Source organism: Paenibacillus terrae (assembly GCF_000943545.1).
Classification (GTDB): domain Bacteria; phylum Bacillota; class Bacilli; order Paenibacillales; family Paenibacillaceae; genus Paenibacillus; species Paenibacillus terrae_A.
Genome location: NZ_JTHP01000043.1, coordinates 17777 through 38569, shown reverse-complemented (window position 1 = coordinate 38569; position 20793 = coordinate 17777). Strand labels below are relative to the sequence as shown.

22 protein-coding genes and 1 pseudogene are annotated in these 20793 nt (G+C 45.5%); 19 read left to right on the top strand and 4 right to left on the bottom strand.

Going from position 1 to position 20793, the window contains the following annotated elements; genetic code table 11:
• Window positions 1–17 precede the first annotated feature (17 nt).
• The 12 genes from nusB to spo0A all read left to right on the top strand — a co-directional run bounded on the left by nusB (window position 18) and on the right by spo0A (window position 11999).
• The gene (gene nusB / locus QD47_RS19210; protein ID WP_044647653.1) at window positions 18–467 is read left to right on the top strand and encodes a transcription antitermination factor NusB; all 450 of its coding nucleotides are present in this window, start codon (window positions 18–20) and stop codon (window positions 465–467) included.
• Between the two features lie 37 nt (window positions 468–504).
• Window positions 505–1362, top strand: coding sequence for a bifunctional methylenetetrahydrofolate dehydrogenase/methenyltetrahydrofolate cyclohydrolase FolD (folD, locus tag QD47_RS19205; RefSeq protein WP_044647652.1), 858 nt, complete (start codon window positions 505–507; stop codon window positions 1360–1362).
• 12 nt (window positions 1363–1374) lie between these two features.
• Window positions 1375–2739: an exodeoxyribonuclease VII large subunit gene (xseA, locus tag QD47_RS19200; RefSeq protein ID WP_082067240.1), complete on the top strand. Its 1365-nt coding sequence runs from the start codon at window positions 1375–1377 to the stop codon at window positions 2737–2739.
• Complete coding sequence (gene xseB, locus QD47_RS19195; RefSeq protein ID WP_044647651.1) at window positions 2729–2989, top strand: exodeoxyribonuclease VII small subunit; 261 nt, start codon at window positions 2729–2731, stop codon at window positions 2987–2989. The genes xseA and xseB overlap by 11 nt, the downstream gene beginning before the upstream one ends.
• Window positions 2961–3884 (top strand): polyprenyl synthetase family protein, encoded by a 924-nt coding sequence (locus QD47_RS19190; protein ID WP_044647650.1) that lies wholly within the window; start codon window positions 2961–2963, stop codon window positions 3882–3884. The genes xseB and QD47_RS19190 overlap by 29 nt, the downstream gene beginning before the upstream one ends.
• A gap of 107 nt (window positions 3885–3991) precedes the next feature.
• Entirely contained in the window at window positions 3992–5890 is a 1899-nt protein-coding gene (gene dxs, locus QD47_RS19185; RefSeq protein ID WP_044647649.1) for a 1-deoxy-D-xylulose-5-phosphate synthase, read from the top strand.
• Window positions 5891–5965: 75 nt separating this feature from the next.
• Window positions 5966–6817 (top strand): TlyA family RNA methyltransferase, encoded by an 852-nt coding sequence (locus QD47_RS19180; RefSeq protein WP_044647648.1) that lies wholly within the window; start codon window positions 5966–5968, stop codon window positions 6815–6817.
• 155 nt (window positions 6818–6972) lie between these two features.
• A complete protein-coding gene (locus tag QD47_RS19175) occupies window positions 6973–7449 on the top strand; it encodes a hypothetical protein (protein WP_044647647.1) in 477 nt (158 codons plus the stop codon).
• 16 nt (window positions 7450–7465) lie between these two features.
• Complete coding sequence (gene ahrC, locus QD47_RS19170; protein ID WP_014282217.1) at window positions 7466–7915, top strand: transcriptional regulator AhrC/ArgR; 450 nt, start codon at window positions 7466–7468, stop codon at window positions 7913–7915.
• A gap of 60 nt (window positions 7916–7975) precedes the next feature.
• Window positions 7976–9694, top strand: coding sequence for a DNA repair protein RecN (recN, locus tag QD47_RS19165; RefSeq protein ID WP_044647646.1), 1719 nt, complete (start codon window positions 7976–7978; stop codon window positions 9692–9694).
• 123 nt (window positions 9695–9817) lie between these two features.
• Entirely contained in the window at window positions 9818–10978 is a 1161-nt protein-coding gene (spoIVB, locus tag QD47_RS19160) for a SpoIVB peptidase (RefSeq protein ID WP_044647645.1), read from the top strand.
• A gap of 217 nt (window positions 10979–11195) precedes the next feature.
• On the top strand, window positions 11196–11999 hold the full coding sequence (gene spo0A / locus QD47_RS19155; RefSeq protein ID WP_044647644.1) for a sporulation transcription factor Spo0A: 804 nt from the start codon (window positions 11196–11198) through the stop codon (window positions 11997–11999).
• A gap of 125 nt (window positions 12000–12124) precedes the next feature.
• On the opposite strand, the pseudogene QD47_RS19150 reads toward spo0A, so the two are convergent.
• Window positions 12125–12584 (bottom strand): annotated as a pseudogene (locus QD47_RS19150) (SDR family NAD(P)-dependent oxidoreductase).
• Between the two features lie 349 nt (window positions 12585–12933).
• Between QD47_RS19150 and QD47_RS30985 the strand changes: the two are divergent.
• Window positions 12934–13062 (top strand): TetR-like C-terminal domain-containing protein, encoded by a 129-nt coding sequence (locus QD47_RS30985; protein ID WP_161797185.1) that lies wholly within the window; start codon window positions 12934–12936, stop codon window positions 13060–13062.
• 121 nt (window positions 13063–13183) lie between these two features.
• Complete coding sequence (locus QD47_RS19145) at window positions 13184–14884, top strand: methyl-accepting chemotaxis protein (RefSeq protein ID WP_044647643.1); 1701 nt, start codon at window positions 13184–13186, stop codon at window positions 14882–14884.
• 938 nt (window positions 14885–15822) lie between these two features.
• On the opposite strand, the gene QD47_RS19140 is transcribed toward QD47_RS19145, so the two are convergent.
• Entirely contained in the window at window positions 15823–17085 is a 1263-nt protein-coding gene (locus QD47_RS19140; RefSeq protein WP_044647642.1) for a helix-turn-helix domain-containing protein, read from the bottom strand.
• Window positions 17086–17300: 215 nt separating this feature from the next.
• On the opposite strand from QD47_RS19140, the gene QD47_RS33320 reads away from it, so the two are divergent.
• From QD47_RS33320 to QD47_RS19135, 4 genes are all read left to right on the top strand, one after another.
• Window positions 17301–17510, top strand: coding sequence for an XRE family transcriptional regulator (locus QD47_RS33320; RefSeq protein WP_152643830.1), 210 nt, complete (start codon window positions 17301–17303; stop codon window positions 17508–17510).
• Window positions 17511–17812: 302 nt separating this feature from the next.
• On the top strand, window positions 17813–18037 hold the full coding sequence (gene lepB / locus QD47_RS34200) for a signal peptidase I (RefSeq protein ID WP_412177986.1): 225 nt from the start codon (window positions 17813–17815) through the stop codon (window positions 18035–18037).
• 1 nt (window position 18038) lies between these two features.
• Window positions 18039–18215, top strand: a complete 177-nt coding sequence (gene lepB / locus QD47_RS33760; protein ID WP_082067236.1) for a signal peptidase I — start codon at window positions 18039–18041, stop codon at window positions 18213–18215.
• 66 nt (window positions 18216–18281) lie between these two features.
• A complete protein-coding gene (locus QD47_RS19135) occupies window positions 18282–18686 on the top strand; it encodes a hypothetical protein (RefSeq protein ID WP_044647641.1) in 405 nt (134 codons plus the stop codon).
• Between the two features lie 98 nt (window positions 18687–18784).
• On the opposite strand, the gene QD47_RS19130 is transcribed toward QD47_RS19135, so the two are convergent.
• Window positions 18785–19561, bottom strand: a complete 777-nt coding sequence (locus QD47_RS19130; RefSeq protein WP_044647640.1) for a sporulation protein — start codon at window positions 19559–19561, stop codon at window positions 18785–18787.
• A 170-nt stretch (window positions 19562–19731) separates the two neighbouring features.
• Entirely contained in the window at window positions 19732–20328 is a 597-nt protein-coding gene (locus tag QD47_RS19125) for a thymidine kinase (RefSeq protein ID WP_152643829.1), read from the bottom strand.
• A 231-nt stretch (window positions 20329–20559) separates the two neighbouring features.
• Here QD47_RS19125 and QD47_RS19120 point away from each other — a divergent pair, with 231 nt between their 5' ends.
• Complete coding sequence (locus tag QD47_RS19120) at window positions 20560–20772, top strand: hypothetical protein (protein WP_044647639.1); 213 nt, start codon at window positions 20560–20562, stop codon at window positions 20770–20772.
• Window positions 20773–20793 lie beyond the last annotated feature (21 nt).

The window sequence follows — 20793 nt, the reverse complement described above, 5'->3', positions numbered from 1 at the left end:
AGCGTAGGAGGCAGGGCATGAAAAGACGTCTGGCGAGGGAAATAGCGGTACAAAGCATGTACCATATGGAAATGAATGAAGTGGATGCAGCAGCAGCAGTAGATATGTTGCTTCAGGAAGCGGCAGAGGATAACGAAGCGGAAGTAGTCATCAAAAATGCAGCAGTGTTAAGGGCTTACGTACTGGAGCATGTACGGGGTACCTGGGAACACAAGGAAGCGATTGACAAACTTCTGGTGGATTATCTTAAAGGCTGGCAGATCAGCAGACTTTCACGCGTGGATCGCCAAATTTTGAGACTGGCGGCATATGAAATGATTTTCCGTGAGGATGTTCCAGCTAAAGTTGCAGTCAATGAAGCGATTGAATTGTCCAAGCATTTTGGCACCGAGGAGTCGGGTAAATTTGTCAACGGTGTTCTGGGACGGATTATACAAGAGCTGGAGCAACTGAAAGCACAGTTTTAAGTTGAGATTATTTTACTCAGGTTGGAGAGTGGTTAATATGTCAGCACTGATCATTGATGGCAAACAAATCTCTAAGGATATTCGCGCAAGCATTCAGCAGGAAGTCATCCGTCTGAAGGAGCACAACTTTCAGCCTGGACTGGCTGTCGTACTGGTAGGTGAAGATCCTGCTTCTCAGGTGTATGTTAGAAACAAGGAAAAGGCATGTCATGATCTCGGTTATTATTCCGAGGTACATCGGTTGGCAGCGGATACTTCACAGGAAGCATTGCTGGAGTTGGTGGACAAGCTGAATCACCAAAGTAATATTCACGGGATTCTGGTACAGCTTCCGTTGCCAAAGCACATTCATGAAAAAGCAATCATTGACGCCATTGCAGTCGAGAAGGATGTGGATGGATTCCATCCGGTAAACGTGGGGAATCTGGTCATCGGTGATGATAGCCTCCTGCCTTGTACTCCTGCTGGAGTCATTGAGTTGATCAAGCGTGCGGGGGTAGAAATTGCGGGTAAGCATGCGGTGGTCATTGGTCGAAGTAATATCGTGGGCAAGCCGGTATCGCTGTTGTTGCAGCGCGAAAATGCTACGGTGACCATGTGTCACTCTCGTACGGCGAATATCGCCGAGTTAAGTCGGCAAGCGGATATTTTGGTGGTTGCCATCGGAAAAGCCAACTTTATTGATGCTTCGTTCGTGAAGCCTGGAGCGGTAGTCATTGATGTAGGCATGAATCGTCTGGAGAGCGGAAAACTGGCGGGTGACGTTGATTTTGAGAGCGTGAAGCAAGTATCTGGTCCGATTACCCCTGTTCCCGGCGGTGTAGGTCCAATGACGATTACCATGCTGATGCAAAATACGCTCGTAGCGGCCAAGCGGTCGCACGGTTTGGCCTAAGGGCGGTTACCTGTGGCTGAACAGCGTATTTACTCTATTAAGGACCTGAATCGCTATATCCGGATGAAGCTGGAATCGGATCAGGTGCTGTCCGATGTATGGATACGTGGGGAAATTTCTAATTTTACGCATCATTCGAGTGGTCACATGTACTTTACACTCAAGGATGAGGGCAGCCGCATCCGTTCGATTATGTTTGCAACCCATAATCAGCGGCTTCCCTTCGTGCCAAAGGAAGGTACGCGTGTTATTGCCCGGGGAAACGTATCTGTGTACGAACGGGATGGACAATATCAATTTTATGCAACCCAGATGCAGCCTGATGGCGTCGGAAGTCTCTACCTTGCATATGAGCAGCTCAAGCAAAAGCTGGATGTTGAAGGGCTGTTCGACAGCGCTCGCAAGCGCAATCTGCCTGCTCACCCTACGACAATCGGTGTCATTACTTCGCCAACCGGAGCTGCCGTACGCGATATTATCACGACGCTTCAACGGAGATATCCGCAGGCTGGAATTGTGTTATATCCTGTGCTTGTGCAGGGAAAAGGTGCTGCGCCCGCTATTGTTAAGGCGATTGAAGCCATGAACCGTATGCAGGAGGTTCAGGTGATGATCGTCGGGCGGGGCGGTGGTTCTTTGGAGGAGTTATGGGCGTTTAACGAGGAAGCGGTTGCGCGTGCCATTTTTGCATCGGGGATTCCGGTCATTTCAGCCGTCGGTCATGAAACGGATTTTACGATTGCCGATTTTGTGGCCGATTTGCGTGCGGCTACGCCGACCGCTGCCGCCGAGTTGGCTGTGCCTCATCAGCAAGAGTTGCGAGATCAGCTGCTCCAGAGGGAACAGCGATTACGTAACGCACTCCGACAGCGGCTGGAAACCAGCCGTGAACGGTTGACCCGGCTTCGGCGCTCCCCGGTGCTGCTGCACCCGCGCCGCTATATGCTACAGCATGCGGAGCGGATGGATATGTTGCATCAGCGGCTCATTCGGGCAGCAAGCAACCGTTCACGTTTGAACGCTGAGAAGAACGCGCGTATGCGTCAGGTGCTGGAGCGGTTTAACCCGCGCGAACAAATCCGGTCGGCCCGCAAGCAGACAGATGCGGCACAGCGTCAGCTGGAGTCTGCAATGCGTGCTATTACCAAGACGGGACGGCAGCAACTGTACGCGGGTATTCGTCAGTTGGATGCGCTTAGCCCGCTCAAGGTCATGTCGCGAGGCTACAGCCTTGTGTATGATGAGCAGGAGAAACGGTTGATCAAGTCGCTAAAAGACGTACAGCCGGGAGATTCCATTAAGATTAAAGTGAGTGACGGGCAGTTGGACTGCCAAGTATGGGGAATGAAGGAGGACGCGAAGCACGGTGGCGAATGAAGCGGAATTGAATTTTGAAGCGGCCATGGCCGCTCTTGAAGAAATTGTCGGACAACTGGAGCACGGGGACGTTCCTCTGGAGCAAGCCATTGATCTGTTCCAGCGTGGCATGAAGCTGTCTCAGCTTTGCAGTCAGAAGCTGGAGCAGGTTGAACGTAAAATTGAAATGATTGTGGAAGAGGATGGAGATTTGCGCAAGAAGCCTTTTGCCGGCGGGTTAGATGAAAACGGTGGTGAAGGCGTTGAATAGATCGTCATTCAAGGAATATTTGACCGGGACGGTGGATGCGGTTTCGTCCGCATTGACTGAGCAATTCCCAGCTCATTGGAGCATTCCCGCCGTTCTCCGTGAATCCATGAATTATTCACTCACCGCAGGCGGAAAACGCCTGCGGCCTCTGCTTGTGATCGCAGCTGCCGAAGCATTCGGCGGAAGCCGGGAGGCCGCGTTACCAGTAGCATGTGCGGTAGAAATGGTACATACGTACTCCCTGATTCACGACGATTTACCAGCCATGGATGATGATGATTATCGCCGGGGCAAACTGACGAATCATAAGGTATATGGAGAAGCGGTTGCTATCCTTGCCGGTGACGCGTTACTGACTCATGCCTTTCATAGCGTCGTACAAGCAGGTCGGCGTTACGGAGTTTCCTCCGATGCGCTACTGTCCATCGTGGAGGAATTATCCGAAATGAGCGGAGCGCGGGGCATGGTGGGTGGTCAGGTCGCGGATATGTCCGGCCAACAAGGGATGACAGGAATTGAGGAACTGGAGTATATCCATCTTCACAAAACTGCTGATTTGATCATTTTCTCATTGCTGGCTGGTGGACGGATCGGGGGAGCGGATAAGGGTCAATTAGAAGCGCTTCGTCGTTTTGGACGTGATCTGGGACTGGCATTTCAAATTCAGGATGATATCCTGGATCTGGTGGGCGATGAGAGCAAGCTGGGTAAAAAAACGCAAAGCGATGTTGAACAGGAGAAGGTTACGTATCCGTATTTTATCGGTATGGAGGCTTCCTTGCAGCAGGTGGAGGAACTCACGGCTTCAGCTAAAAATGCGTTAATTGAGGGCGGTATACCTGATTCTTCGCGTTTGCTGGAGATTGCCGATTACCTGATGAAGCGAGATCATTAGCACGGATAGGTCTGTTTTGACTTGTCTGCGTTTAAGCATGACGAAAAAGTGTGATATAATATTTGTTAACTTTACACACAAACTTGAAGGAAAGCGGGGAGATATGCGTGCTGCTTCCACACATAAAGCAACCAGGCGATCTGAAATCACTGTCGGTTGAGGAGTTGGATTCTCTAGCCGAGGAAATCAGGAGCTTTTTGATTGAGAAGCTGTCCGTGACTGGGGGGCACCTGGCATCGAATTTGGGAGTGGTTGAGCTCACAATCGCCCTGCATTACTGCTATAACAGTCCGAAGGACAAAATGATTTATGACGTTGGGCATCAGGCCTACGTGCACAAAATATTGACAGGGCGGATGGATCGTTTTGATACCCTTCGCCAGCGTGATGGACTTTGCGGTTTTGTAAAAAGAAGCGAGAGCGAGCATGATGTTTGGGAAGCTGGACATAGTAGCACTTCTCTATCGGCCGCGATGGGGATGGCATTGGCTCGTGATTTGAAGGGCGAGGACAATAAAGTCATTGCTATGATCGGAGATGGAGCGCTGACTGGAGGCATGGCCTTCGAAGCTCTAAACCATATCGGACATGAACGTAAAAATTTGATGGTCATTCTGAATGACAATGAAATGTCGATAGCGCCGAATGTAGGGGCCATGCATAACTATTTGAGCAAAATCCGCTCAGACCGTCATTATTTGCGGGCGAAGGATGAGCTGGAAGTTTTGCTAAAAAAGATTCCTGCTATCGGTGGTAAACTTGCCAAATCGGCTGGCCGTGTCAAGGACAGTCTTAAATATATGATGGTTCCGGGCGTGCTATTTGAGGAACTGGGTCTGACGTATCTTGGTCCGGTAGACGGACATGATCTGCCCAAGTTGATTGAAACCTTCCAGCAGGCGGATAACGTCACTGGCCCCGTGTTGGTGCATGTTGTAACTACCAAGGGCAAAGGTTATAAGCCTGCGGAGGTAGATTCACATAAATGGCACGGAATCAGCCCATACAAAATTGAATCCGGTCAGGTACTCAAGGCCGTGGGCAATCCGATGTATACGGAAATTTTCGGGCAAACGCTGATTGAGCTGGCTGAGCAGGATGAGCGTATCATTGCGGTTACACCTGCTATGCCTGGTGGATCAGGGCTGGTGCCGTTCAGTAAGGAATTTCCTGCACGCATGATTGACGTCGGCATTGCCGAGCAGCACGCAGCTACCATGTGTGCCGCCTTGGCAATGGAAGGGATGAAGCCGGTATTTGCGGTATACTCCACTTTTATGCAGCGTGCTTATGACCAAATTGTACATGACATCTGCCGTCACAATGCGAACGTGATGTTTGCGATAGACCGTGCCGGTTTTGTCGGGGCGGATGGGGAAACCCACCATGGCGTGTTTGATGTAGCGTTCTTGCGTCATATCCCGAATCTCGTGCTTATGATGCCCAAGGATGAAAACGAACTGCGACATATGATGAAGACAGCGCTCGATTATGACGATGGCCCGATTGCTTACCGCTATCCGCGTGTAAATGTGGTTGGTGTGCCGATGGACAAAGAATTGCAAGCTATACCTATTGGCAGTTGGGAGCCTTTACGCAAGGGTGAGGGCTTCGCTGTAATCGCTTCGGGGCCGATGCTCCAGGTGGCAACAGAGGCTGCGGACGCGATGAAACGAGAAGGTTTGCAGGTGGGAGTTGTGAATGCCCGTTTCCTCAAGCCGGTGGATGAAGATATGTTGCGTGAACTGGCTCGCCAGCATACAAAGCTGATTGTATTGGAAGAAGCTTCCGAAGCGGGAAGTTTGGGTAGTGCTGTGCTGGAATTTTACGCCAAAGAAGAAATACAGGATGCACAGGTGCGCCTGATGGGGATTCCCGATATGTTCGTGGAGCATGGTTCGATCAAGGAGCAACGCGCCGAAGTGGGTCTTACCGTTGAAGCTGTGTGCCTTAAGCTTCGCAAATGGGCTTCCGAGCCAGTGTATGGCATGGGACAATCGGTATAGGGAAATTTGTGACAACGATGATATTTATGAAAAAGTATGACAAGAGCAGCGTAGCTGCCTTAAAGGGAGATTAACATGTCTGTTCCGAAGGAACGCATTGATGTATTACTTGTAGAGCAAGGCTTTTTTGAAAGCCGTGAAAAAGCCAAAGCCGCAATTATGGCAGGTCTGGTACTGGCCGACAGTGAACGAATCGAGAAGGCGGGTATGAAGGTACCACGTGACAGCGAGCTTAAAGTAAAGGGTGCAGTGCATCCATATGTAGGCCGTGGAGGGTTGAAGCTGGAAAAAGCTATCCGTCAATTCGAGCTGGATATGAAGGGCAGGACGATGCTGGATATCGGCTCTTCCACCGGAGGTTTTACGGATTGTGCCCTCCAGCATGGAGCGGAGTATGTATATGCCATTGACGTGGGATATAATCAGCTGGACTGGTCTCTCCGTAATGACAAACGGGTATGCGTAATGGAGAAAACGAATTTCAGGTATATGACACCTGCAGATTTGAACGGTCCTGTACCGAATTTTGCAAGTATTGATGTTTCATTTATTTCGCTGCGCATTATTTTGCCACCATTGCTTGCGTTGCTGCATCAGCCTGCTGACATTGTGGCTCTGATTAAGCCACAATTTGAAGCCGGACGTGAAAAGGTGGGGAAATCCGGCGTCGTCCGCGATCCTGCAACGCACAAAGAAGTGTTGCAAACCATCCTGACGTTCTCCCACGAGCTAGGACTTTCGCTGCAAGGTTTAGCTTATTCCCCTATTACGGGTGGGGAAGGTAATATTGAATTTTTGGCGCATTGGCGTTTGGATAAGTCTGCTAGTGTAGACCCGCAACATGAAAATGTTGATTTCCGTCCGTTAATTGACCTTTCTGTTCAGGAAGCAGGTCAAACCTTCAATAATGGTCCGTCGCGTAAGTAACATTCAGGGGTTCTCAAGAGTTCTGTGAACTTAAGGGAACCTCTTTTTGGTGTGAGGGATTGATTAACGAACTCACGTTCGCTTATAATTGAGATATACAGGAGAAAAGGGATTCCACCTCCTGTCCTAGAATATGTCCATGAGGTGATCGATTCATGGACACGCGATATGATACGGTTATCATTGTTGTGATCGGCGTAATATTAGCGGTATGGGCATTTTACGGCCTGCGTACCTGGTTAAAGGAGCCGGGACCGCTTGTGTTAAAGACTATACCGATTAACGAGGAGATGGACAAAGGGCCTGCTGTGGACTTGCTGGAAGACGCGGGTTATGAACTGGTGGGCGGAAAGATGAAAATACCGCTTGCTTTTAAAGTGAATGGACATACCGTGTATAGCCGTTTGTTTATAGACTATGTGGCTGTGCGAAAAGGTTCGACATATATGGTCAAAACGTCACGTCGCAAGAGACCGATGGAGTGGAGTGGTCCTGATTTGCGGGATAGGCTTATGCCTTATCTGCTGCTTTATCCGGGCTGTGCGGGCGTATTGTACGTTGATACGGACGATCGGAGTATCCGCCTTATTACATTGGTGGAAGACATCGAAGAAGAGGAATATGAGGATTAATCCATAGGAGGATTTTATGAAGGGTCAACGACATATTAAAATCAGGGAAATTATTTCACAACGGGAAATTGAAACGCAGGACGATCTGGTTGAAGCCTTACGCAAGGCTGGTTTTCAGGTCACTCAAGCCACTGTATCTAGGGACATCAAGGAACTGCTGCTTATTAAAGTTCCGATGGATGATGGCAGGTACAAATATTCGATGCCTTCAGATCAGCGATATAACCCTGCCCAGAAACTGAAACGTACATTGGTCGACAACTTTTTACATATTGACTATACGACCAATCTGATCGTGATGAAGTGTCTTCCGGGAACGGCGAACTCGATTGCTGCATTATTGGACAACATTGAATGGCCTGAAATTATGGGTACCATTAGTGGGGATGACACCATTTTGATTATTTGCCGATCAGAAGAGAACAGCGAGGCCATTGTGAATCGTCTTATGGGCTACATTTCCTAAACATGATTTCTTAGGCCTATTTAGACGTTTGAATTTGTACATCATAGAGGTGAAAGAACGATGCTAGTCACTTTATCTATACGAAATTTGGCAGTTGTAGAGGCTGTCGATGTTCATTTTTATAAAGGGTTCCACGTATTGACCGGGGAAACAGGCGCAGGTAAATCCATCATTATTGATGCCCTCGGTCTGATTGCTGGAGGCAGAGGTTCCGCCGATCTGGTCCGTTATGGGTGTGATAAAGCAGAGATGGAGGCGCTGTTTGAGTTGCCGGTTAAGCATCCGGTTTGGGCAACGTTAGAAGAGCAAGGAATCAAGGCGAATGCTGAAGAACATCTATTGATTCGGCGAGAATTGACCGTACAAGGAAAAAGTTCTTCGCGGATTAACGGTCAAATGGTCAATTTAACGATGTTGCGTGAGGTGGGTGAGCAGCTCGTCAATATTCACGGTCAGCATGAGCATCAAAGTTTGCTACGTGCAGACCGCCATCTGACGCTGCTGGACACGTTCGGTGATTCGGTCATCGGTCCAGTCAAAACGCTCTACAGAGAGCGTTATAATGCTTTTGTCAAAGCGGAAAAAGAAGTGCGGGAGCTGCAAAGCTCCAGTCAAAAGGCCTATCAGTTATTGGACATGTATCGGTTTCAGTTGGAGGAAATTGCCGCTGCCGAGCTTAAATTGGGAGAGGATGAATTATTGACAGAAGAACGGGTCAAGCTATCCCATAGTGAGAAAATGATGGATGGGATATCAGGAGCCTACGATCTGCTAAGCGGCAGAGGTGGACTGGATATGATCAATAACGTGTTGTCCAGACTGAATGATGTCCAAAGCTACGACAGCAAAAGCCTTCAGCCTATTGCGGAGCAGATTCAATCTGCTTTTTACCAGTTGGAGGATGCGGCGTTCCAATTACGTTCATACCGTGAAGATATTGAATTTAATCCGGGCAAGCTGCATGAAGTGGAGCAACGGCTAAATCAAATTACCGGGTTACAGCGAAAATATGGTGATAGTATAGAGCAGATTTTGGAATACTATAGCCGTATTGAGCAGGAAACCGATATGCTGGAGAATAAGGATGAACGGCTGGAGCAATTAATTGCAAAGCGGGATGAGTTGCTTTCGGATTTACTTCAGATTGCAGAAGAGCTTACAGAAGCGCGTGAAATTTGTGCTGAAGAGTTGGCCGAGCAGGTAGAGCAGGAGCTAAAGGATCTGCAAATGCAAAGAACGTCACTCAAGGTAAGTATTGATCCGATTGAAGATCCGCGCGGATATGAATATAAAGGTCGGCGGGTACGACCAACCAAGCAGGGCATCGATAATGCGGAATTTCTGATTTCCCCGAATCCGGGGGAGCCGCTTCGTCCGCTAGGCAAGATTGCTTCTGGTGGTGAACTGTCCCGTATCATGTTGGCGATGAAAAGTATTTTTGCACGTCATGATCAAATTCCGGTACTCATTTTTGACGAGGTGGATACCGGGGTAAGCGGTCGCGCGGCTCAATCCATTGCCGAAAAACTGTATCGTTTGTCTTCTGTCTGCCAGGTATTCTCCATTACTCATTTGCCGCAGGTGGCATGTATGGCGGATCACCAGTACCTTATCGAGAAGAATGTTCATGACGAACGTACAATGACGCAAATTGAAGCGTTAAATGAGGACGGACGTGTGAAGGAATTGGCACGTATGCTGGGCGGCGTGGAAATTACCGAAAAAACTTTGCATCACGCACAGGAAATGCTGAATTTGGCGGAAGGAAAGAAAGCCTGAAAAGAGCGGCTGGCGTAATGATTAACAGTTATAAAAGCCTGGGGGCAAGGTTACCTTATAGGTACGCAATTGGCGACCACCTTTACTCGTCAAGCGAAAGAAGCAAAGGGAGCGTGACAGCCATTGAATTTTTACTCCAGGATCAAATTGCTCGGTCTTTTGCTTGTTTTTCTTATTTGTTGTATCGGTAACGCCAAGCATGTGCATGCAGCGCTGCCTTCACAAGCTTCTCTGGAATTATTCGGTTCCCATGCAGTGACGAAGCCTCAAGAAAACATGATCCCCGACTTGAAGGTGTATCCAGGGGGTCAGACGATCGGGGTCAAAGTAAAATCTTCAGGAGTGCTTGTCGTTGGTCATCATGTCATTCAGGAAAGTATGGACCGCAAGGTGTCACCTGGAGAGACTGCTGGGATTCGTCTCGGTGACCGGATCACCCATATGAATGGCAAACCGCTCGATAGCCTGACAAGGGTAGCGGAGGCTGTAGAGGAAGCAGGCAAGAACAAAAAGCCGCTCGACATCACGCTTTGCCGAGGGGAGCAGACGATTTCCACCAAGCTAACACCAGTTTATGATCGTGATGACAAAGCATGGCGGCTTGGACTGTATATTAGGGACTCGGCTGCGGGTGTAGGCACCTTGACCTTTTACGCACCGGATCAGGGGGTATACGGGGCCTTGGGGCACGTGATTACCGACATGAATACCCAGACCCCCATTGTTGTGGGGAGCGGGGAAATAGTGCAATCCAATGTGACGTCAATTGCGAAAAGTCAAAGTGGTGAACCTGGGGAAAAACGCGCACATTTTCTCAAGGATCATCGGGTGTTAGGTAATATTGAACGAAACACGAACTTTGGGATTTTTGGGAAGATGTCAGATGAGCCGCAATATGGTTTGTATTCAAAGCCGATTCCTGTGGCACTTGCGAATGAAGTAAAGGAAGGACCCGCAGAAATTTTGACTGTATTGGAAGGTCAGCAGATTCAGCGGTTTCAGGCAGAGGTCGTACACATTTCTCAACAGGATAAACCGGCAACCAAAGGACTTGTTATTCGTATCGTAGATCCAAAGCTGCTGGATAAGACCGGGGGAATTGTACAAGGGATGAGCGGAAGCCCAATTATTCAGAACGGCAAGCTCATCGGGGCTGTGACGCATGTATTTGTTAACGATCCGAAATCAGGCTACGGCTGCTTTATTGAATGGATGCTGCGCGATGCAGGAATCATGCAGAATAACGTAAGCTTGAAATCATCCTCTAATCTTAAGGCGAGCTAGTGGCCTTAAGATTTTTTTTGTCGAAATGCCAAGAATAAACTCGTAATAGCAAGTTAAAGAATTAATTATAATGGAAACCATAAAAAAAATAAATAAAAATAATTTTCGACAGAAGGAATTCATAATTCGATGTCGAAATCATATACTCCGACAAGAAATATTTATTTGCTGTAAACTGATGTCCCAACTGAATAACACTCAATAAGGAGGAAGTACATTGCAAAAAATTGAGGTATTGTTGGCTGATGACAACCGGGAATTTACGAATCTGCTTGCCGAATATATTTCCGATCAGGAGGATATGGAAGTTACTGGAATCGCCTATAATGGTGAAGAAGTGCTCCAACACATCGCAGAATCCCGCAACGTACCTGATGTACTTATTTTAGATATTATCATGCCTCATCTGGATGGTCTCGGCGTATTGGAGCGCTTGAGAGAAATGAACCTGTCTCCACAGCCGAAAATCATTATGCTGACTGCATTCGGTCAAGAAAATATTACGCAAAGGGCCGTACAGCTCGGGGCATCTTATTATATTTTGAAGCCGTTTGACATGGAAGTGCTTGCCAACCGTGTTCGTCAATTGGTGGGACCACAATTAGTCAGTAGCAGTCCGTTGACCGTTTCTTCCATGCGGTCTAATGTGGTGCCAATGGGTAAAACGAAAAACCTGGATGCCAGTATTACGGCCATTATCCATGAAATCGGTGTGCCAGCTCACATTAAGGGCTATCAATATTTACGCGAAGCCATTACCATGGTGTACAATAATATCGAAATTTTGGGTGCCATCACCAAAACATTATATCCCGCAATCGCCGAAAAATTTAAAACGACGGCATCCCGCGTGGAACGCGCCATTCGTCATGCCATCGAGGTAGCATGGACACGTGGCAATATCGACAGTATCTCTCACCTTTTCGGCTACACCATTAATATCTCCAAATCCAAGCCGACCAACTCAGAGTTTATTGCGATGGTAGCTGACAAGCTGCGGATTGAGAATAAGGTGTCCTGAAAGGGTTAATTAGGGAAAGTAAGCGAATAAAGAAGGTTCGCAGAGCTAAATATTTTACGTAGTACAACAAATAAACCAGCCGACACTTTCGTGTTTGGACTGGTTTTTTACATTACCTACATCTTTTAATAAGCAGACCAACTAGCATCGGCTGTAATGACGGTACCCATTCACAAAGCTGGAATCATCCGAAGCAAGGAAACAGCACCAGGAGCGATTGCGTTACAACGTACGCCTTTATTAGCGTATTGGAAGCCTACATTTTTAGTCAGGCCAACAACGGCATGTTTGGCTGCAGTATATATAAGCTGCACCAGCTCTAGAGCCTTGCAATCCGCCAAGTGAGGCAACATTAATAATGACCCCGGCACCTTTGTCCGTGAAAATAGGAAGGACCTTCCGAACTACAATAGCAGTAGCGACTCCGCCATTGGATTTAATGTCTGCTACAGTCAAGTTTGCCGCATCTACATTGATATCAGATACAACCACTTTAGCCCCTTCTTTAGCATACAAAATGGCTATTTCCTTACCCATTCCAGAGGCTGCTCCTGTGACTACTGCCACCTTACCTTGAATTTTCATGATGATCCCTCCGCACGTTCAGTTAAGTGTAATTCATTTCGTTAAACACTTGTTCAATAAAGTACAGTTATACCTTATTTATAGTATAATCATACTTATTAATGAATAAAAATCAGCAAATAAGCAGGAATTTGTTGCTTTTTGAACAGTATTTCTGCCTTGTGTAAATAAATTTTAAATTAACGGTGATGCTTCATGCCTAATCCAAAATTAGTTGAGGATAAACGCATTCGAAGAACGAAAAAACTAATAAGGGAATCTATAGTTCTCCTTTTAAAAGAAAAAGATTTAAAGGACATTACCATAACGGATATCCCAAGCTAGTTACTACGCCTACGCTATTTTGGGGATGATCATAGAATGGGTAAATAAAGATTTTAAGCATTCCCCTCGCTATATGGCGGAACAATTGCTCGAAATCATGAAACATAACACATTCCACGCTGTTTATAAAACAAACCAGAATCAGCTTCACTAATCATCACAAGTAAAATTTTCCTTTTGGAAACAGTTCTGAAAAATCTCTTTAAATTGATATAAACAATGTGTCGATTCATGTCGATATAATATGTACTATAAAGAGATTGAGGAGCGAATGTATGAAATTTAACATCCGAGCAAAATTGTTATTGGGTTTTCTTGCGGTAATTGCTTTATTAATCATCATTAGTTTGGTATCCATCTCAAAAATGAAAAACTTGGGTGACACTTCGATGGAAATTGATAGCCATTGGATGCCAAGTGTGACTATCCTGGGAACGCTAAACGGCGATGTATCTGATGTAGAACGGCTTTCCTTGAATATTATTGTAGAACGCGACCCGGCAGAGGTGGAGAAGGTTCAGGCGGAATACGATAAGGTTTTGAAAAAGGTTGAGAGCGGCCGGAAAACATATGAAAAATTAATTGCTACTCCTAAAGAACGTGAAATGTATGATGATTTCTCCAAAAAATATGCAGAGTACCTAAATAAGTTGCCAGAAGTGATTGCAGCAGGGAAAGCTAACGATTATGTTCAATCCAGCATTCTGCACAAAGAGTCCTATGCGCTATGGGATAGCGCGAACAATATGATCTTTCAGCTCATCAAGCTGAACTCAGATGGCTCAAAACAGATTACACAAGAAGGCGTTGACAACTTTATCTCAGGTAGACAAATGGTCGTCGTTTTGAGTATTGCGGCTATTGTATTGGCACTGATTGTGGCAATCATCATCGCCCAAATTATTTCTAAACCCATTCTGCGAATCAGTCGTGCTGCTGAAAGCATTGCATCGGGTGATCTAACAAGTGAAGCTATAATTGTGAAGGGCAAGGACGAGATCAGCATGTTGGCACATTCCTTTAATGCCATGGTTGAGAACCTTCGCCAACTGATCCAATCGGTTAGTAAGACGTCTGAACTGGTAACCACTTCCTCGGAAGAATTGACAGCCAGCGCAGAGCAAAATAGCCAAGCTTCTGCACAAATAACCGAAACGGTACAAGAAGTAGCTACAGGAACGGGCGAACAGGTGGATATGGTGACAAAGTCGTCCCAGGCTATTGAGGAAATGTCCATCGGTGTAGAACAAATTGCTATCCGTGCGCAAAATGTATTTGCATCTGCTCAGGATGCGGCCCACAAATCAGCTGAAGGTAACCAGATGATTCAACAGGCTGTTACGCAGATGAACGCTGTAAATCACTCCATGGAGGGATTGGCTGGTCTTATGGCTGGATTGGGAGAGCGTTCAGATGAAATTGGCAAGATTATTGATGTAATCACCAATATTTCGAGTCAGACCAACCTTCTTGCTCTGAACGCTGCGATTGAAGCGGCCCGCGCAGGAGAACACGGTCGCGGATTTGCTGTAGTTGCAGGCGAAGTGCGCAAGTTGGCTGAACAATCGGCTCATTCTGCTCAACAAATTACGGAACTTGTTGGTTTGATTCAAAAGGACACTGCCCATGCGATCGAGGCTGTAGCGTCCAATGGAAAAGATGTCATGACAGGTCGGGAAGTCGTGCAGAATGCAGGTGCATCCTTTGAACTGATTCAGGAAACAGTTAATAAAGTAGCGAGTGAGATTGAAGAGGTGTCCGCTGGCTCAGAGCAAATGTCTGCAAGTACGGATGAAGTTGTAGGCTTTGTCAGACAAATTTCAGCGATTGCTGAGGAAGCCGCAGCAGGAACACAACATGTGTCTGCTGCAACACAAGAGCAACTGGCATCCATGGAGGAAATTGCTTCAGCTGCAAGAAACCTGTCTACCATGGCAGAGGACCTGCAAGGGCAAATCGGCAAATTCAAAGTATAATTCAGATCAACATAGATCAAGCTGGGATTCAGCAGAGATAGTGTGTGTAATAACACGCTGTCTCTTTTTATTATCGAGGGGAGTAAGAGAAAGTATAGTTTAGCGAAAAAATGGAAGACGATCGCCCTCTATCGAGCAGGAGTGTGATCGTCTTTTGCGTTACGTGGAATATATTCCAGCACATCGGCTAGATTATGTCTCTTACCAGTAAGATCCTCCAATGTGTTTAGGATGTGACTTAATGTATCCAAATCCATTCGTTTAGTCTTACCATCACACATATCATAAATTAAGTTCGGGCGGGCTTTCGCTTCCTGGGCCAATTATGTTTTACAGGAGTTATTCATTTGGCAAGAGTGGAGTGAGTTTATCAAACTGGCTTGAACCGTTTTTATGTTGAGGATCGAAGCACGGCATCCATTCAATTGGCAACTGGTGTAACTGGCGACATGCCCCTTAAAATAGCTGAAATCGTCATGAAATTAATGAACAAAAATGCTTTGGATTGGCTAACATGTGATGTACTACACGGAATGACAGGGGCATTTGAATTTGAAACATTATAAAATAGAGAATGAATCTACTTTTGAAAAAAAGTTTAGCTAGGAATTAACGCTCATTATCCAAGTCACCCATAAGAATTAATGAAATTGAATGTTAAAAGCTCAACCCGTATCTTGAAAGAGGGATGAGCTTTTTTGGTAGTAAATTAGAATGTAGTCCAATGAATTGTTTTAATAATGAGGCTTCAATTGAGAATAGATGTGTTCTGCTATAAGCAAAGTGCACTATTTTAGCATGTTCCATGATTGTTTTCTTGATGCCAGAATGAGGGATTAATAACGTTTTGTTCTTTGGCTTCTCCTTAAGCATGCTTTATATTCGTGCTTTTGCTTCAAAAGAGCCATTTCTTTGTGCATTTTAAAAAGAACAGCGCACTACTTAGAAGTGCCTCCATTATTCATATTTAGGGATAAATTTAGACATTGCAAAGTACAATTGAGTCCTTGATGTATTCTCAAATGTCTAAAGTTATAGATGGCAAGTTCGTGAAGAAAAGAAAAGCAATAAGTTCTGTGCGTCATATCATTACGACCATCCCACCCAGAAATTTGCTCTCTGAAATCTTCTAATATTTCGTCAATGGAAAATTCATGCTTATTTGCGGATTCTAAAAGTGTTAGCAGACCGGCCAATATTTCTTTAGGATGTTCTTTTAAATACTGTACATATTTCGGAATGACACCTTTGTTCCCCATGAGCAAATCAACTGTAAAGTTGTTGCCTTCAGCCCAAAGTTTGAACTGTTGGACCTGCTTCAGGTTCTCTTCATCTAACCCCTGCATCCAGCTTAAATCAGCATAGTAGGAAATGTGCTTTTTGGCTTCTTCATACTGTTCTTTCTTCTGAAAAGCTATAGATTTCATTAAATAAGTATAGCCGTAATAAAAGACAAAAGGACGTTCTGTCACCAACGGCTCGCACTTCTTTTTATTTTCCAACCTGCGTACCTTTTCACTATAAATTGCTTTTACAACAACTCGAAATTCATCAACGTAAGTCTCGACTTCTTCCCACTTATGCAGATTAAAAGATGTACCTGTTAATTTGTAGTACCCATCTAACTGGTAATTGATAGGTAAGCGGTCACGAAACGGTGCAAACCGGATTGCTGCCTCTCTGTTCTTTTCCAAATCGTCTCCAAGTGCAGCACGAAAAAGTCTATAATGGCTTATGGCTAGACGCTCTGAATGCTGATACTTCTCATTTTCAACCACACATTCGTAAAAAGGAACGGCTTCTTTCTGCTTGCCATTACTATGTAATTCTTCTGCAATTTCAAATACCAGTTCAATCTCACTTAAGTCTTCCAACATACGTGATAAAACCGATTTCAAATTGTCTATCTTGCCAAGTTCTACACAACGTAACAAAAAGGGTTTTACTCGACTGCGATGAGGATTTCCAGTGACAAAACACTCATCCACGTATAATTCATATAGCCAGCCCTCTGGTTGATCTAATGTTTTTGCGATGACATCCATATATCTTACTGATATAGGCTTAATACGCTCAATATTGAGTAGTTGGCTTAGGTAACTTGCAGTTATACCTGACAGACGAGCAAAGCTTCTTATTGTACATTTTCTCTCTTGCAGGCATTTTCGGATTTCTAATCGAATTGCTATGACACCTTCCAATAGGGATCCCTCCTAAAGCTGAACATGCAACGCTGATTACTCCAACCTGATCTTTTTATGTACAGATTGATTATATAATTTCTTCCAAATACATGTCAATTATATCCAAAGTGAATATTCTGTAAATCAATATATTCCAATGCCAATTTTTAATAACTAAATGGTAGCCTAAAAACAAGGAATATTAAAAAACATAAACAGAAAAGGTGAGTCTTTTGAATAACGATAAACATCCTGTAACTGATTTTGGATGGGCGATTAAGCAGAAGTTGGTTGAAAGGCATATGGATCAACAAACCTTTTGCGAGACTTACCAAATTCCTACGTCCCGCTTATCGAATCTAATCCATGGAACCCGCAAAGCTAAGCGATATAGGCGATTAGTGGCTGAATTGCTCGGTATTGATGATACATTTACCAAATAGGAGTTCAAAGGTAATTCGTTCTACATATTAAAAAGAGGAGTGTTATTTATGATGGAGAATTCACACAAACTTAAAGTTCATTCCCGTTTTCACTATTGCCTATTTTGTAACAGTACGAAGTCGATCGTTCTGTATAGAGGAATTGTGATTTGTGCCGAATGTTATCTGAAAGTCACTAAAAAACCTCCTGTAGTCGAAACTCCAAAGAAAATTAGGAAGGATTAAAAAAGATAGCCCACTAACCGCAGATATGCTAATATATTGATAATTATGGTAAATGATAAATGCTTTTTGAATAGGTCATCCTCTCGGGGGGTGACTGTTTTTGTTTAGCACTAGGTATTATCAATGTAAGTGATGATGTAAAGTCATACTCAGTGGATGGGCCTTCGATGCAGCCTACTATGATGGCAGGGGATCATATAGCAGTGGATAAGCATTATTACAAGGAAAACAGTTTTCAGCGAGGGGATATTATCGTTTTCCAGAAGAATGATGTACAATTTGTAAAAAGGCGACTTACCTAACATGCTTAATTTCCCGTTAAGAGGTGAGCCGAATGTTGTACCGGAAGGTATGATTTTTGTGTTGGGAGACAATCGGATGAACAGCACAGACAGTCGTTTTCTCGGATATGTTTCAATGAATAAGGTCATAGGCAAGGTTATTGCATTGAACGGGATTCCGTTAGACGAAACAGAATAAAGGCTGTACTGTACGAGGAAGTGGAAGCAAACCAAACGATTTTAAAGCAAAGGCGGGGATGAAGGCATGTGGAATAGTCTAACTTGGGTGATCGTCGGCGTGTTGTTGGTGGCGTTGGGTTGGATTGTTATGGCATGGCGTGGTCGCAGCAGCAAAAAACAAGTGAATGGACAGCGGAACAGTAATGTCGTTGAATTTCGTCCTCGTAAGTCTGCCCGACAATCCCGGACCGGAAACGTGTCCAAATCTAAGGTATCTTCGGATTCCCGCGCGAATACAAATGCAGCTAGTATTCAAGTCCAATCTGGGTTTGGACTGTCTGACTCTATCCAGGGCACGGGCAAGCAAAAATGCTCCTTTTGTAAAAAAGAAGACAAATTAACCTTTTACGCAGATGACAATGGTTCTCTATACGGGGTATGCAAGGATTGCAAGCACAAGGCGGAACGGCAGGACATGCTGCCACTTTAGCCGATGCAGATGATATGGAAATGGCAGAGTATTTTGAAGAGCATAAAAATCCCCAACCGTGACTTAAACGGCGGGGATTTTTTGTTATATCAACATATTTATCGAAGCTGTCTGTCGATCAGTTCCTCTAGCGCATCTGCGATATGATCTGGTCCATAAGACAGCTCTTGCTTGCTTAAGCTCAACCAGGCATGACGCTCGTCCATATCAAAGGCAGTTTCCAGCCAGCCGGACAATCCTCTACCTCTGCGATCCACTTCGACAAGCACATGCACGCCTTCAGGCTCCAACTGCATAATTAGCTCCAGCTCCTCGATATCGCGTGCATATTCCGATCCGGGCGTAAATTCAAATTCCTGTACATACGGAACACCGCGTCCCAGCTTGGGATGACGTTCGCAGGTGGAGGAACGGAATCGAAAGCCCAACAGGTGAACGGCTTCAAACACCGTACTCATATAGGGATGCGGCTCGATTTTGAGCGAGTCACGGTCGGTCGGATCCAAGGCCATACCGATGTCTAATGCTGTATCCAGCCATACGGGCTGTTTGGCATGAGTGACAGGTGTTTCTAATGGCAACCGAAAAGAAAAAGGAATTTCAAGCTCCTGACCTTGCTTTAAATGAAAGCCGTCGGATACCTTGACCCGAGCGATGCAGCAGGTGGAAGTAGTCTTCTTGTCATCGTGCTCTTCGATATATTCTGTTTTGAGTTCGATGTCAATTTTGCCGATTTCCTGATCAATTTTACCGCCTTTGATACGCATGATGCCACTAAGTTCTTCGCCAGGGACATACACGGCCTGGTCCACCAATGTATCGACTTTAGCTGAACCGATTCCTGCGCTTGCCAAGATCTTGTTGAAAAAACTCATAAGTAAGCCCCCCGATAATATCATGGTCATAGTGTTCAAACGAAAACTAAGAAAACTTGTACAGCTTAACTGGATATACGGGGCAATTGCTCGAATCGTTCCAAAAAAATACAAGAAAAAATCCGCTGGTTGTCGTGCCTTTATCGCAGCCTGACGGCAAATTTTTTGTGCTAATCGCAGTTCACTTTATGGGGTGGTATAAAGCAATTACGGCAACGTGGCTCATACGCCTCTGAGTCGCCGATCATTACGATGGGTCCTACAGTGGAAGGCTTTCCGTTCACCATACGCTGGGTATATACAGCTTCCGAACTTCCACATACGGCGCAAAAGGAAGCTAGCTTTTCGATGTCATCTGCCATGGCGAGTAAACCGCCGACATATCCGAATTCCTTACCCCGGTAGTCTAGATTGAGTCCATCTGCAATCACATGCTTGCCACAGTAGGCTAACTCTTCCACTAACATCATAATATGACGGCTGAAAAACTGTACTTCGTCAAAGGCGACCACATCGGCATCCTTCGTTTCTTCCAAAATCCGCTGAACGAGCTCATCTGTGAGCTTTTTCGGAATGGAGATGGCGGGCAGCCGATATCCGATGCGGCTTACAATTTCATCCTTGGCGTAGCGGTTATCTTCAGCCGGTTTGTAAGCGACCACCTTACGGTGCCCGTATTGAATTAATTTTTGACAGCGGCGAATCAGTTCGCCGGATTTTTCGCTAAACATGGGGCCTGTAATGATCGTAATTCGTCCTCTGTGCAACGCGAATTCCCCTCTCTGTAACATGCGCATAACGCTGTGAATCTATTATTCCCGAAAGAAAAGGCCATTATAGATTACCATAATGTGCAGCAAACAGACTAGAGAAAATATATTGTTTTTCGACATGTTATTGTATATCTATTCTTTGAACGTAAAGGTGGATGTCATTGCTCTGTTGCCGTGAGCATGATAAGGTGAAGTGTAGTGGAATAAAGGGAAGAGGGGACAGGCATGGACCAAAAAGATACGGATTATAGTGCCAAAAAAGAAGCATTGCTGGAGCAAGGTCTGGTAAGCCCACAGGCTCAGGAGTTGATCACGGAGCTGGAGACAGAGCTTGATCTTCTGCGCAAGCAAAATGAATCGTTTCGCAAAGCGCTACGGGCCAAATCAGCCCAAACGCCGAGGATGTCTACCAAGTTACGGGACGCCTTGTATGAATAATATATGTCAGATGCCGCGAGC

What these genes read in the sequence shown, in the direction of transcription:
- nusB (WP_044647653.1), top strand. Translation starts at nt 18, where the DNA reads ATGAAAAGACGTCTGGCGAGGGAAATAGCGGTACAAAGCATGTACCAT.
- folD (WP_044647652.1), top strand. Translation starts at nt 505, where the DNA reads ATGTCAGCACTGATCATTGATGGCAAACAAATCTCTAAGGATATTCGC.
- QD47_RS19190 (WP_044647650.1), top strand. Translation starts at nt 2,961, where the DNA reads ATGAAAACGGTGGTGAAGGCGTTGAATAGATCGTCATTCAAGGAATAT.
- QD47_RS19180 (WP_044647648.1), top strand. Translation starts at nt 5,966, where the DNA reads ATGTCTGTTCCGAAGGAACGCATTGATGTATTACTTGTAGAGCAAGGC.
- QD47_RS19175 (WP_044647647.1), top strand. Translation starts at nt 6,973, where the DNA reads ATGGACACGCGATATGATACGGTTATCATTGTTGTGATCGGCGTAATA.
- ahrC (WP_014282217.1), top strand. Translation starts at nt 7,466, where the DNA reads ATGAAGGGTCAACGACATATTAAAATCAGGGAAATTATTTCACAACGG.
- recN (WP_044647646.1), top strand. Translation starts at nt 7,976, where the DNA reads ATGCTAGTCACTTTATCTATACGAAATTTGGCAGTTGTAGAGGCTGTC.
- QD47_RS30985 (WP_161797185.1), top strand. Translation starts at nt 12,934, where the DNA reads ATGATCATAGAATGGGTAAATAAAGATTTTAAGCATTCCCCTCGCTAT.
- QD47_RS19145 (WP_044647643.1), top strand. Translation starts at nt 13,184, where the DNA reads ATGAAATTTAACATCCGAGCAAAATTGTTATTGGGTTTTCTTGCGGTA.
- lepB (WP_082067236.1), top strand. Translation starts at nt 18,039, where the DNA reads ATGCTTAATTTCCCGTTAAGAGGTGAGCCGAATGTTGTACCGGAAGGT.
- QD47_RS19135 (WP_044647641.1), top strand. Translation starts at nt 18,282, where the DNA reads ATGTGGAATAGTCTAACTTGGGTGATCGTCGGCGTGTTGTTGGTGGCG.
- QD47_RS19130 (WP_044647640.1), bottom strand. Translation starts at nt 19,561, where the DNA reads ATGAGTTTTTTCAACAAGATCTTGGCAAGCGCAGGAATCGGTTCAGCT.
- QD47_RS19120 (WP_044647639.1), top strand. Translation starts at nt 20,560, where the DNA reads ATGGACCAAAAAGATACGGATTATAGTGCCAAAAAAGAAGCATTGCTG.